General features: G+C 67.5%; 11 protein-coding genes, 2 pseudogenes and 1 riboswitch. Of the genes and pseudogenes, 8 read left to right on the top strand and 5 right to left on the bottom strand.

What is annotated here, in order from left to right; genetic code table 11:
• A partial coding sequence (locus tag QZV72_RS10800) for a transposase (RefSeq protein WP_297008368.1) occupies positions 1–337 on the top strand: 337 nt, incomplete at its 5' end.
• A gap of 40 nt (positions 338–377) precedes the next feature.
• On the opposite strand, the gene QZV72_RS10795 is transcribed toward QZV72_RS10800, so the two are convergent.
• The 3 genes from QZV72_RS10795 to QZV72_RS10785 form a co-directional block, all read right to left on the bottom strand.
• Entirely contained in the window at positions 378–2,090 is a 1,713-nt protein-coding gene (locus QZV72_RS10795; protein ID WP_297008373.1) for an alpha/beta-hydrolase family protein, read from the bottom strand.
• 40 nt (positions 2,091–2,130) lie between these two features.
• A complete protein-coding gene (locus tag QZV72_RS10790; RefSeq protein ID WP_297008367.1) occupies positions 2,131–3,282 on the bottom strand; it encodes an MBL fold metallo-hydrolase in 1,152 nt (383 codons plus the stop codon).
• 113 nt (positions 3,283–3,395) lie between these two features.
• Positions 3,396–3,839, bottom strand: coding sequence for a pyridoxamine 5'-phosphate oxidase family protein (locus QZV72_RS10785; protein ID WP_297008365.1), 444 nt, complete (start codon positions 3,837–3,839; stop codon positions 3,396–3,398).
• A gap of 286 nt (positions 3,840–4,125) precedes the next feature.
• On the opposite strand from QZV72_RS10785, the gene QZV72_RS10780 reads away from it, so the two are divergent.
• The 3 genes and pseudogenes from QZV72_RS10780 to QZV72_RS10770 all read left to right on the top strand — a co-directional run.
• Entirely contained in the window at positions 4,126–5,778 is a 1,653-nt protein-coding gene (locus QZV72_RS10780; RefSeq protein ID WP_297008363.1) for a long-chain fatty acid--CoA ligase, read from the top strand.
• 217 nt (positions 5,779–5,995) lie between these two features.
• Positions 5,996–6,095: riboswitch (TPP riboswitch) on the top strand.
• Positions 6,096–6,151: 56 nt separating this feature from the next.
• Positions 6,152–6,919 (top strand): 3-oxoacyl-ACP reductase, encoded by a 768-nt coding sequence (locus QZV72_RS10775; RefSeq protein ID WP_297008361.1) that lies wholly within the window; start codon positions 6,152–6,154, stop codon positions 6,917–6,919.
• Positions 6,916–7,735, top strand: a pseudogene (locus QZV72_RS10770) (LLM class flavin-dependent oxidoreductase); the annotation flags it as partial. The gene QZV72_RS10775 and the pseudogene QZV72_RS10770, both read left to right, overlap by 4 nt.
• 198 nt (positions 7,736–7,933) lie before the next feature.
• Here QZV72_RS10770 and QZV72_RS10765 read toward each other — a convergent pair.
• A complete protein-coding gene (locus tag QZV72_RS10765) occupies positions 7,934–8,269 on the bottom strand; it encodes a 2OG-Fe(II) oxygenase family protein (RefSeq protein ID WP_367119101.1) in 336 nt (111 codons plus the stop codon).
• A 34-nt stretch (positions 8,270–8,303) separates the two neighbouring features.
• Here QZV72_RS10765 and QZV72_RS10760 point away from each other — a divergent pair.
• From QZV72_RS10760 to QZV72_RS10745, 4 genes and pseudogenes are all read left to right on the top strand, one after another.
• Positions 8,304–8,528: pseudogene (locus QZV72_RS10760) on the top strand (cytosine deaminase); the annotation flags it as partial.
• 159 nt (positions 8,529–8,687) lie between these two features.
• The gene (locus QZV72_RS10755; protein WP_297008359.1) at positions 8,688–9,938 is read left to right on the top strand and encodes an ATP-binding protein; all 1,251 of its coding nucleotides are present in this window, start codon (positions 8,688–8,690) and stop codon (positions 9,936–9,938) included.
• 121 nt (positions 9,939–10,059) lie between these two features.
• A complete protein-coding gene (locus QZV72_RS10750) occupies positions 10,060–10,689 on the top strand; it encodes a ClpP family protease (protein WP_297008356.1) in 630 nt (209 codons plus the stop codon).
• Positions 10,686–11,285: a ClpP family protease gene (locus tag QZV72_RS10745; protein WP_367119100.1), complete on the top strand. Its 600-nt coding sequence runs from the start codon at positions 10,686–10,688 to the stop codon at positions 11,283–11,285. The genes QZV72_RS10750 and QZV72_RS10745 overlap by 4 nt, the downstream gene beginning before the upstream one ends.
• Here the strand turns inward: QZV72_RS10745 and QZV72_RS10740 are convergent.
• On the bottom strand, positions 11,269–11,631 hold the full coding sequence (locus tag QZV72_RS10740; RefSeq protein ID WP_367119102.1) for a helix-turn-helix domain-containing protein: 363 nt from the start codon (positions 11,629–11,631) through the stop codon (positions 11,269–11,271). The genes QZV72_RS10745 and QZV72_RS10740 overlap by 17 nt on opposite strands.
• Positions 11,632–11,649: the final 18 nt, after the last annotated feature.

Below are 11,649 nucleotides of genomic sequence, written 5' to 3'. Positions count from 1 at the left end.
CCGGGCGTATTTGCTCAAGGAGGGACTGCGCACGGTGTTCCGGTTGCCTGCCGAGCAGGCCGGTGAGGCGCTGGACAAGTGGATGGGGTGGGCGCAGCGGTGCCGGATCCCTGAGTTCCGGGATTTACGCACGACGATCAAGGCGCACCGGGAGGCGATCCTCGCGTCGATTACCCATGGGTTGTCCAACGGGAGGATCGAGTCGGTGGACACGAAGATCCGGTTGATCACGCGGGTGTCGTTCGGGTTCAGGTCGCCGGAGTCGTTGATTGCGATGGCGATGCTTCACCTGGGTGGGTACCCGCCGCAGCTACCGGGTTGCGGTAGGCGCCGGTGAGCAGGTGTGAAGCCCACGGAAACGGCAGAAGAGCCGGAAGCTACTCGTGATCCTCCGGAAGCGCCCCGGGGGCCACGCCGCTGCGCTCCAGCCGGGGGATGATCTCCGTCAGCTTCTCCTCGCCCTCATCCCCGGTCCACCCGTCCGGTTCGAGAATCTTCGCCCAGGCCCGCGGGATCTCCGAGATGTACTTGTGGCCGTGGCCCTCCGGCACTCCGGTCGAAACCGCCATATCCGCACTGACCTGCAGGAAAGTGACGATCGGCAGCCACCGGGTGGAGGACAGCACATCCGCCCCCCGGGACTCCCTCAGCCAGTCGGGCTCGTTGAACACCAGGTCCGGCGACCACCAGGTGATCGGGTCGGACGCGTGCTGCAGGTACACCGTCCGCGGTTCCCGCCACTCGGCGTCCGGAATGTCCAGGTCCCCGGTGGACGCGGCGAAGCGCACGTGCTCACCACCGTCGTAGACCGGCAGCCGTTCCGGTGACCCCGCGTCCCGACGGTCGGTGGCCTCCCGCCACAGGTCATTGTTGAACGTCGGCCCGACGAACAGGGCGCCGTCGGTCCGGGCCGTGAGCGTGGGAATGGTCCCGAACGCCGCCTCAGCGCCGAAGGAACCGAGCGACTCACCGAAGACGACGATCTTCGGCCGACGGTTCTCCGGAAGCTCACGGACCTTCGCGTCCACCGCCTCGAAGAGATACACGCCCGCCTGCCGGGCCTGTTCCCGGTCGACCAGGAAGGACAACCAGCTCGGCAGGTAGGAGTACTGCATCGACACGGTCGCGACATTGCCGTTGTACATGTACTCCAATGAGTCGACGGTCGCCTGGTTGATCCAACCGGACCCTGTGGCAGACCCGACGGCGATGATCTCACGCCCCAGACCGCCGGCGCGCACCAGTTCCTCGGCCGCGAGCGCGGCATTCGCCCGCAGGTCGTCCCCGGACCCGAGGCCGACGAAGGAACGGATCGGCTCGACGGCGCGGCGGCCGTTGACCTCCGCCAGCATGTCGGTGGACGGTCCGAGAGCGACGAACTTCCGCCCTTCCCGGCCCAACGACTCCCAGCTGACCAGCGAATCCGGACTCCCCGACCGGTACCCGTCCGTGGGCCGGGTGACGTCGTCGGGTGTGTCGTCGTTCGCACTCGCGAAGGACGCGTTGAGGAACTGCAGCGAGTAGTTCGCGACCACGCCGTTGGCCAGGAAAACGGTGAAGACGACCATCACCGCCACGGCGCACACCCTGGCGACACGCGGCGGGAGGACGCGGTCCAGCCAGTGGTAGAGGGTACGGGCCAGTTTCCCCCAGCCCTGACCGAGCAGCACCAGAAGGAGGAAGACGAGCACGGCGATGACCACGGTCACCGGCCAGGCCGTCCAGTCGAGATGATCCTCACCGACCAGATCACGGACCTCGTTCTGCCACACCCGGAACTGCCACAGTCCGACGACCGCGGCGGCTGCAGCGAGGCCGCCGAGCGGGGCCCACCACCGCCAGCTCAGGGTCCGGCCGCGCTTCTCCGTGGACGGATCACTGTTCATCATGTACCGGACCAGCCAGGAGACGAAGACGCCGATCAGGTAGCCGACGGCAGCGGATGCTCCGGTGACCACGCCCTGGAAGAGCGGCCCGCGGGGCAGCAGGGAGGGCGTCATCGACAGCAGCATCATCACCGTCGCGACGACAGATCCGGTGTAGCTCAGCCGGAGCCGGTAGGTGGTGATCCTGCTCAGCTTCTCCTCCAGTGTCCCCGCGGCAGTCTCGGCCGGTGTCTCTCCGGGTTCCTCAGTGGGCCCTGTACTGTTCGTCGAGACCAAAGGTCCGCTCCCATCGGGTCAGTGGGTCCTCCCCGTCACCGGCCCGGGAAAGGCCGCGGGAAACCACCAGGTCACGGTACATCATTGTCTGCCGCAGACCAGACACCAGCATCGGCGATTCGCGCAACCCGTCCCACCCCGAGGACCAGGTCAACTGCGATGCGAGCCGCCACACGCTGATCTCCGGGTTCCAGTCGAGGACACGCTGCACCTCCCGGGCGCGGTGGAGGACGTGCCCGGCGGTCTCACGGCGTCGTGCCGCGAGCCCGGAAAAGACATAGCCGTGACCGGGGATGACCAGCAGGTCGTCGAACTCGGCGATCCGGTCGAGGGACTCCAGGTACTGTACGACCGGGTTGCCGCCGAGCTGTCCGACGCCCAGCCCGATGCCCGGGTGGATCTCGGGGAGGATCATGTCGGCGGCGAGGAAGATGCCGGCGTCCTCGTTGACCAGACACATGTGCCCCGGGGTGTGCCCGGGAGTGATCACGGCACGCGCCCCGAGATCGTCGTCGAGTCCATGGTCGGCGAGCAGGTCACCGTCGGCGAGTCGCACGTCAGGATGCCGCCGGGGGATGAACCCCGGGATGCGCGGATTGTTCATGTGCTCCACCGGGTCCTCGAGGACACCGGCCGGCGCCCCGAATGCCTCGGGCCAGGGCGCGTAGGGGTCGTCGGCGTCGCCGGTGCGTGACTTCTCCACGCTGCGCCACTCCCGATCACCGACGATGAAACGGGCGCGGGTGGCGTCCAACAGGCAGGACACGGCGGCCACGTGGTCCGGGTGCGCGTGAGTGACGATGACCTGGGTGATGTGCTCGAGGCGGCGTCCCCGGTCGCGGAGGAAGGTGTCGAGGTCGCGGAGGAACCCACCCTCCTGTTTCTTCCCGGTCCAGCCCGGGTCGATGACGGTGACGCCGTTGTCCCCGAGGTGGATGGTGGAGAAAATGGACGCCATGACCCCGGACCCGGGCATCGCGACAGGGCGCACCCAGGTCCCGGTGGAGTGCCCGGGCCCGCCCGCGACGCGAACCGGCCCGGGGGTGCGACTGTTTTTCGCGGCGGTGTACTGCGGCTTCGCGAAGGGCGTCACCTGGGACGCGACCGGAGAACTGGACATGGGATCACCGTACCGGTCGTGGTCACCGGTCGCCGACAGTGGGACGGGTCACAGTAGGTGGCCGTCGGCCGGGTCCCCGTCCTCCTGCCGCCGACCGAGCCCCCCGTAGCCCCTCAGTAACGCTCCGGCTCCTCGCCGAGGGTGAATCTCCGGCCGGAGATACCGCCCTCGTTCGGGGTGATCTCGACGTAGTTGTACTTCAGCGTCGGCAACCAGGGCTTCAGGGGGAGTTCGTCGGCCGCGTTGATGTCGGCGGAGTCCCGGAGGATACGGGCGTTGCCCTTGACGATGACCGACCACGCCTCACCGGTGCCTCCGGCGGCCTGCTCGACATCGTCCGCCTCGAACAGGACATCCTCGTTGAGGTTCAGGCTGAACAGCTTGGTGCCCTCGGCGGTACGGAACAGGATCTTCCCGTCGTTCACGATGTAGTTCAGCGGGAACAGGTCAATGTCATTCTTACGGTGTACGACGAGGCGTCCGAACGTCTTGGTGGCCAGGGTCTCCAGGGCCTGTCCATCGGTGAGGTGGGTGACGGGGGCAGATGCATCAGACATGCGACCCATTGTTCCACCGTCTGTTCCACCGCCGCATGCCGCACCACCTTGATCGGGGGTGGCACCCGCCCGAATCGACACCCACTTCCAGGGGTGGGACTGCGGCCACACCCGTGTTCCGGGCATCGGCCGACGACAGGAGCAGTGGTTTCCGGACCAGGTTTCGCACAAAGTGCTGCTTTTTCCGCTCCGAACACATAGTGTCACCACTCGTAACAGACACGAACTGTGGCTCAGTACCCGAACCACCAGGACCGTGTCCGAGATCATACGAGGAGAACACCCCATGCTCGGACTGATGATGGACCGCCCGCTGCTGATCAGCGAGATCGCCCGGCACGCCGACCGCCGGCACGGGGACCAGGAGATCGTTTCCTTCACGGTCGACAACCCGCGGCACCGCTACACCTACCGCGACGCCTTCTCCCGTGCCCGGAAACTCGCCAACGCCCTCACCCGCGCCGGCCTCACCGAAGGCGACCGCGTCGGAACCCTGGCCTGGAACGACTACCGCCACTTCGAGCTCTACTACGGTGTCTCCGGCGCCGGCCTCGTGTGCCACACCATCAACCCACGCCTGTTCGAGGACCAGCTCGTCTTCATCATCAACGACGCCGCCGACAAGTTCCTCTTCCTCGACCCGGTCTTCGTCCCGGTCGTCGAGACACTGCTCCCCCGACTCGACAACACCCCCACCCTCGTCATCCTCACCGATGACGGGCACATGCCGGAATCCTCTCTGGTCACCCGGCACGGTGCCGTGAGCTACGAGGCCTTCATCGCCGATGAGTCCGACGAGTACGAATGGCCCGTACTCGACGAGAACTCGGCGTCGGCCCTGTGCTACACCTCCGGCACCACCGGCAACCCCAAGGGCGTCCTCTACAGTCACCGCTCCACCGTCCTCCACAGCTTCGGTGTCGCCCTCCCGGATGTCTTCGACCTGCGCGCCACCGAAGTCGCTCTGCCGGTCGTGCCGATGTTCCACGTCAACGCGTGGGGCATCCCCTACGCCACGGCGATGACAGGCACGAAGCTCGTCTTCCCCGGACCGAAGATGGGCGACCCCGCCGAACTGCAGGCTCTCATGGAGGAGGAGAGCGTGACCACCTCCGCCGGTGTGCCGACCGTGTGGCAGGGCCTGCTCAACTACCTCGACGCCAGCGGCAAGCGCATCGACACCGTGAAGAGCCTCATCGGAGGCGGATCGGCCGTGCCCTACTCCCTCATGGAGGCCTTCGAACAGCGCTACGGGGTGGACCTGGTGCACGCCTGGGGAATGAGTGAGACCAGCCCGCTGGGCACCATGTTCCACACCTCCCCCACCCTGGAGAAGCAACCTGAGGAGGTGCAGGTCGCCGCCCGCGCCAGCCAGGGCGCCCCACCTTTCGGGGTGGAACTCCGCATCGTCGACGAGGACGGCACGGTCCTTCCGCACGACGGTGACGCCGTCGGCGCGCTGCAGATCCGCGGGCCCTGGATCGCCTCGGCGTACTTCGGCGGCGACGGCACCCGTGGCGCGGACGCCTTCACCGCCGACGGCTGGTTCGACACCGGCGACGTCGCCTCGGTCTCCCCGCTGGGCTACATGCACATCGAGGACCGGGCGAAGGACCTCATCAAGTCCGGAGGTGAGTGGATCAGCTCCATCGACCTGGAGAACACCGCGGTGGCTCACCCCTCGGTGCGTCAGGCCGCGGTCATCGCCATGCCGGACGAGAAGTGGCAGGAGCGTCCGCTGCTTGTCGTCATCCCCGCCGAGGACGCGACGGTGGACGCCGCTGAGCTGCTCAGGTTCTTCGACGGGAAGGTCGCCAAATGGTGGATTCCGGACGCCGTCGCCTTCGTCGACTCCATCCCGCTGACCGCCACCGGCAAGATCAGCAAACTGGACCTGCGCAAGCAGCTGGCCGCCGGAGAGCTCACGCTGCAGAACTGACAGGAGTGCCGGCTGCCGGGACCGGGCGTCCCGGAGGCGTCCTTCCGACAGCGACCAGGATATCCGGCACCCCGACGCCGGACATGAGGATACCGACGCACACCGCACCCCGACCGACAGCATCCATGGCGACCACACTGCAGCTGTTGATGAAGAAGCCGGACGGCACGGCCCGGGGAGAACCTTCTGCGGACAAACAGACGTCCTGCTACGCTCGCGTCCTGACACGGGGTGCCACCCGACCGGGGCGGCTGAGATCACACCCGTCGAACCTGAACCAGTTCGTACTGGCGGAGGGATTGCCAGGGTCCGAGCACGCCCGCGCAGTCGAGCGCACAGACCCGAAGGTCCTTACCGCTTGTGACCGAAAGGCATGGGCATGAACCTCACCGATCAGACCGTCCTCGTCACCGGGGGCGCCCGCGGCCTCGGCCGGGCCCTCACCGACGCCTTCCTCCACGAGGGCGCGACCGTCATCGTCAACTACTTCTCCAGCGCCGACGCCGCGGCGTCCCTCATGGCGGAGAACCCCGGACGTGTCCTCGCCGTGCAGGCGGACGTCCGTGACCGCGACCAGGTCGACGCCCTGTTCACCACTGTCGCGGACGCCGGTCTCGGCCCGGTCACGACGGTCGTCAACAACGCGCTGGTCGACTTCTCCTTCAACGGGGACGCCCGCCCGAAAGCCACCGACATCACGTGGGACGCCTTCCACCGCCAGTTCGCGGGTGCGGTCGGTGGTGCGGTGAACGTCATCCAGGCCGCACTGCCCGGCTTCCGGGAGATCGGCAGCGGGCGCGTGGTGAACATCGGCACGAACCTCTTCCAGAACCCGGTCGTCCCCTACCACGACTACACCGCAGCCAAGGCCGCACTGCTCTCCCTGACCAGGACTTTCGCCGATGACCTCGGGCCGGAGAACATCACCGTGAACATGATCTCCGGGGGCCTGCTACGCACCACGGACGCCTCCGCCGCCACCCCGGAGGCCGTTTTCGACGGTATCGCCGCCGGAACACCGTTGCGTGAGGTCACCACCCCGGAGCAGTTCGCGGACACGGCACTGTTCTTCGCATCACCGTGGGCCCGCGCGGTCACCGGCCAGAACCTCGTCGTCGACGGTGGTCTGGTGAAGAACTGACGCACCTGAACCTCTTCACCTACGGCTGCGGTCACCACTCTGCGGCGTGGCGTGCACCCGGGCCCCGGCTCGGCGTGAGTCTGGACCACATCTCCGGGGGACGCGCCGGTATCAACGTGGTGACCTCCATGACGGACGCCGAAGCGCGCAACCACGGGATGGAGCATCTCCCCGATAATGCGGCACGCTACGCCCGGGCCGCGGAGTTCATCGGTGCTGTCACCGCGTTGTGGGGTCCTGGCCGGCCGGGACGTCACCGGAACGGGCGACACCGGTGGATCACCACGGCCGGTTCTTCGACGTCGCGGGGCCGCTGAGCGCTTCCGCCACACCGCAGGATCATCCGGTACTGTTCCAGGCCGGGCGTCCGAACCGGGTCTCGACCCTGATGACCTGGTGATCATGCCGGGTCTGGTGACCTTCATCGGGGACACGGAGGCGCAGGCCGGGGAGAAACAGCGGGAGCTCAACGCCCTACTGCCGGTTCAGGACTCCCTGGACCAGCTGTCCTTCTTCGTCGGGCAGGACACCTCGGACCGGGCACTCGACGAACCGGTGCCCGACCTGCCGCCGCTGGCGGAGTTCACCGGTCCGGCAGGGCGCTACGGCACGATCCTGCGGATCCTCGCGTCCTCTCCGGACGGTCGACCGACCGTCCGCGACCTGCTGGGTTACCGTGCCGCCGGCGGTGGCCACGCCACGTTCGTCGGCACTGCGGAACAGATCGCGGATGAGGCGGATGAGATGGAGCGGTGGATCGTCGGTGGTGCGGCCGACGGCTTCAACCTCATGCCGCCGACCCTGCCCGGCGGTCTCGTCCCCTGTTCCGTCCCACCCGTGACCTCGACCGAACGGAGTCGGGAAGTGTTACCAGGACAGACATCCTGCTATCCGCAAAACCCCAGTTCACGAAAAGTATTACCGGCCTGAGGTGGTAACACTTCCGGACACCGGGTCAGCTGGAGACACCGGGGCAGCTGGAGTCGGAGCGCTGACAGGGCGGCCCGTCACCTGTCACCGCCGCGAGGACATCACCCGCTCCGACTCACGCGCCGTGTCCGAGGCGTTGAGTTCCAGCGACCGGGACCCGGCGAGCTTGCGGGCCACGTGCTCGCCCACGGTCAACGGCTCATACCGCGCGTGGTGGTCGGAGTCGACCATGCCCGGCAGCGGGCCGACCACGGCGTCCACGTTCCCGTCATGGAAGAACGCCGCCGACGGACGACGCAGGATCGTGCCGTCCACCACCGGCGGCTTCACCCGGTGCAGTGTCGACTTCCACTGGTCATTGGTCAGTCGCGCAGCCACGTCACCCAGGTTGACCAGCAACGCACCGGGTTCAGGCAGCACATCGTTCCATGACCCGTCCGACCCCAGCACCTGCAGTCCGGCGACGGGACCGGTGTGGGCCCCGGTGGCGACCTATGTGCTGGCCTGCGGACTGCGCCACCTGCGGACCGTGTACGTCGGCGGGGAGGTCGCGTTCGACGCCGACCTGCCGGGCGGGGTGACCGGCGCCGACGGCGTGACCTACGGCGAGGTCAACCGCGCCGCGGACGAGGGCATGGCCCGCTCCGCAGTCGCCGGCGGGTTCACCCCGGCGTACTGAGGGGCGGGACGCCGGGTCCAGGTTGAGGCGATGAATCACCGATGACCTGCGGATTAAGTGCTGCAAACATCCGGACTCATCACCGCAAACATGCGAACTCGACTGTACAAACATGCGGACTCGATAGTGCGAACATGCGGACTCAGCTACGATGCAGCCATGTCACCACTGCTCGCACGCAATGCCTCACCGGTTGTCGAAGAGATGCTCTCCTTCTTCCCCGGCGTCATCATCGAAGGTGCCCGGCAGGTCGGCAAGAGCACTCTCGCGCAACAGCTCGCCGACCCGGACGCGGTCTACGTCACCCTGGACAACGAAGCCGTCCGCAGTGCAGCAGCCATGGACCCGGACGGCTTCGCCACCCAGGCGGGGGAAAGACAGCTCATCATCGATGAGATCCAGCGACTGCCCCGGTTGACGCTGGCGGTGAAGGCAGCCATCGACGCTAACCGTCGTCCCGGGAGGTTCATCCTCACCGGTTCCTCCAGCCTGCTCCGCGTCCATGGCACTGCGGACAGCCTCGCCGGCCGGGTGGGACGCCTGACCATGTACGGCCTCAGCCAGGGCGAGATCCGATCCACGACCGACGACCTCGTCCCCAGGATCATCGCTGACCACGCGGACATTCCGTCCCTGACTACGGCGGTGACCAGGGAAGCCTATGCCCGACTTCTTGCCGTTGGCGGATACCCCGAGATCAGGGACAGTACCGATCGCCAGCGCAACCTGTGGATCGACGGCTATCTCCGGGGAGTCACCGGACGCGACATGGCAGAACTGAACCGACAGTTGGAACCTGCCCGGGTGGAGTCCGTGCTCCGCGTCCTCGCCGGGCAACCTGCCGCAGAACTGGTCAAGGCCAGACTGGCACAGGATACGTCGGTCCCCACGTCCACCATCACCGGATATCTCGACCTCCTCCACGACGTGGGTCTCGTCACGAGCATCCCGCCGTGGACGCCCAATCTCTCCAAGCGGGAGATCGGACGACCAAAGACCTTCGTCACCGATCCGGCGCTGGGAATGAGACTCTCGCTGACCACACCGGAGCAGCTCAACGACATCCGCTACAGCGAAGCATACGGGAGCTTCCTGGAGGCTTTCGTCGTCAGTGAGCTACTCAAACAACGTGTGTGGTCGCAGGCTGACTACCGGGTCTTCCACTACCGCGACCGCACCGAGGGAGAGGTGGATGCCATCATCGAGTTGAGTGACGGCCGGGTGATCGGCATCGAGGTGAAGGCATCCCGGTCGTTCTCTGCCCGGCAGTTCGCCACGTTGACCAGGCTGCGGGACCGGCTGGGCGAGAAATTCATCGCGGGCATCGTGATCAACACGAGTCCCCAGGGCTACCGGTACGCCGACCGCCTCTACGGCGCACCGGTCTCCGCGCTGTGGGAGTTCAACTGAACCAGGTCGCGACGGGACATCGGCTCGCCGATCAGGGCACAGGGCCGGTCCGCTGACAGCGGATCCGCCGTCGGCAGCGCGCTCTTGCCGGTACCCGTGCAGCACAACCAGGGTGGACGCCATGTCAGAGAACACACCCGACCCCACCCGCACCCTCGACGCCGAGATCTACCGCGACCTCTTCGAACGCCGCACCGTCGTCCTCGGTGACGTCCTCGAACAGGACACCGCCAACCGGCTCTGCGCCTCGGTCCTGCTCCTGTCCGCCCGCGACCCGCAGGCGGACATCGTCCTGCTCATCAACTCCCCCGGCGGCTCGGTGCCGGGGATGCTCGCCATCCGCGACTGCCTACGCGGCGTCCCCAATGACGTCGCCACCGTCAACCTCGGCATGGCGTACAGCGCCGGCCAGTTCCTGCTGTCCTCGGGGACGCCGGGCAAGCGGTACGCCCTGCCGCACTCCAAGGTGCTGCTGCACCAGGGCTCGGGCGGGATCGGCGGCACCGCGCAGGACATCGAGATCCAGGCCGCGGACATCGCTCACACCCGCGACACCGTGCTCGGCTGCATCGCCGACGACACCGGACGCCCCCTGGACCAGGTCACCCGGGACTCCCTGCGTGACCGGTGGTTCACCGCCGAGGAGGCGAAGGAGTACGGGTTCATCGACCACATCGTGTCTGACCTGGACTTCCTCACCGGCTCCGGGGCACTGACCGCCCGCCGGTCCCGACTCGGACTGGGGGCGTGACCGTGACCAGCTACCCCGTCCCCTACGTCACCACCTCCACCCCGACCGGTGAGAAGACGGTGGACATCTACAGCCGTCTGCTCGACGAACGCATCGTCTACCTCGGCACCCCCGTCGACGACGGTGTGGCGAACGCGGTCATCGCCCAGCTGCTGCACCTGGAGAGCGAGAGCGCGGACGCCCCTGTCTCCCTGTACATCAACTCGCCGGGCGGGTCCCTGTCGGCGACGATGGCGATCGTCGACTGTCTGGAGTTCATCCGGCCGCAGGTGGAGACCACCTGTGTCGGCCAGGCCGTGGCGTCCGCCGCCCTGCTGCTCGCCTCGGGGACGCCCGGTCACCGAGCGATCCTGCACCACGGGCGGGTGGTCCTGGCCGCACCCGCCTCCGAGGGAGGACGCGGCACGATCCCGGACCTCATCATCGAGGCCGAGGAGATGGAGCGGATCCGCCGGCTGCAGGAGGAGGTGCTGGCGTCCCACTGTGGACGCAGCGCTGACCAGGTCAGGGAGGACACCGAACGTCAGCTGGTGCTCACCCCGGAGGCGGCGGTCGCGTACGGGATCGTCGACCGGGCGCTCACGCGGCGAGCATGAGGACGGACCCGCCGGTACCGCCGACGCCTGTGGTCGTCCCCCACGCCCGGATCGCCGAGCGGGTGAGTTCGAAGGAGGACTTCCCCAGCGCCCCGGCCACTGCCTCGAGCATCTCCGAGGAGGGGTCCTTCAAGCCGCGTTCCAGTTCGGAGAGGTACTGCGGCGAGATCCCGGCGCGGTCGGCGGCGTCCCTCAGACGTTCCTTCCTGGCGGTGCGGTGACGGCGGATCTCCTCGCAGAGCACCTCCCGCCGCAGCCGGTCCGGTGCCGGACGCCGCGGTGCGGACCTCGTCAGATCCGGATGCCGCGGTGCTGATGTTCGTTGACCACGCGGGCGCAGCGGCACCACGGTGCCGTCGGTGGT

This window comes from uncultured Corynebacterium sp., assembly GCF_902782855.1.
GTDB lineage: Bacteria > Actinomycetota > Actinomycetes > Mycobacteriales > Mycobacteriaceae > Corynebacterium.
The sequence above is the reverse complement of the archived record's forward strand: the minus strand, read 5'-3'. Positions and strand labels throughout refer to the sequence as shown.

What these genes read in the sequence shown, in the direction of transcription:
- QZV72_RS10790 (WP_297008367.1), bottom strand. Translation starts at nt 3,282, where the DNA reads ATGTCCAGTTCTCCGGTCGCGTCCCAGGTGACGCCCTTCGCGAAGCCG.
- QZV72_RS10785 (WP_297008365.1), bottom strand. Translation starts at nt 3,839, where the DNA reads ATGTCTGATGCATCTGCCCCCGTCACCCACCTCACCGATGGACAGGCC.
- QZV72_RS10780 (WP_297008363.1), top strand. Translation starts at nt 4,126, where the DNA reads ATGCTCGGACTGATGATGGACCGCCCGCTGCTGATCAGCGAGATCGCC.
- QZV72_RS10775 (WP_297008361.1), top strand. Translation starts at nt 6,152, where the DNA reads ATGGGCATGAACCTCACCGATCAGACCGTCCTCGTCACCGGGGGCGCC.
- QZV72_RS10755 (WP_297008359.1), top strand. Translation starts at nt 8,688, where the DNA reads ATGTCACCACTGCTCGCACGCAATGCCTCACCGGTTGTCGAAGAGATG.
- QZV72_RS10750 (WP_297008356.1), top strand. Translation starts at nt 10,060, where the DNA reads ATGTCAGAGAACACACCCGACCCCACCCGCACCCTCGACGCCGAGATC.